Source organism: Prevotella sp. MGM2 (assembly GCF_002933955.1).
Classification (GTDB): Bacteria; Bacteroidota; Bacteroidia; order Bacteroidales; family Bacteroidaceae; genus Alloprevotella.
Window position 1 is genome coordinate 1 of the sequence record NZ_BEWW01000099.1, and the last position, 657, is coordinate 657.

Annotated in this window: 1 pseudogene; it reads right to left on the reverse strand. The window is 51.1% G+C overall.

The features are described 5' to 3' along the window. Positions 1-657, reverse strand: a pseudogene (locus tag C5S62_RS13460) (hypothetical protein); the annotation flags it as partial.

The window sequence follows — 657 nt, forward strand, 5'->3', positions numbered from 1 at the left end:
CATCTGCGGAAAATTCGCCTCGGCCCAGCTTGCCGGTATAATAGGCGTTCACCTGATGTTGCGGATCGGAATCAGCATGAGCGGTTATGAAGTTTTCCAGACGGTCGTAATACACGCCATCGGCCTTGATATCACTGTTGATACGCCCTGCTGTCTCGTCCTTCATCACATTGAAGAGCTGATAGCGCAATCCAAAAGAATGATTCTCCGACAACTCATAGTTGAATCCTGCAGTGGCATTCAGACTCCTCTTCTGATTTTGAGTATTACTGGAAAAAGGCAATGTCCATAGAGTGTCGGCATACGTTATCTGGTCGCTTTGCTGCCGGCCATAATATCTTCGGTGGCGGTAATAGACTGAGGCGAATACGTCAAGACCGTCTTTGCGATAATTAAGCGCCAATTGCCCGTTGCCGGAACCATTTTTTCCTTGACTGAATACAGCTGTGGCATCCGCACCGAACCCTTCTCCCTGACGTTTTTTAGTGCGGATGCGCACCACTGAGCCTACAGAGGCATCGTAACGTGCACCGGGATTGCGGATCACCTCCACGCTTTTTATCTCATCGGAGCGCAACTGCACCAGTTCATTGGCGTCGCGCACCTGCCGGCCGTTGATATAGATGACCGGCGCTCCCTTGCCGAGCACCTCTATCT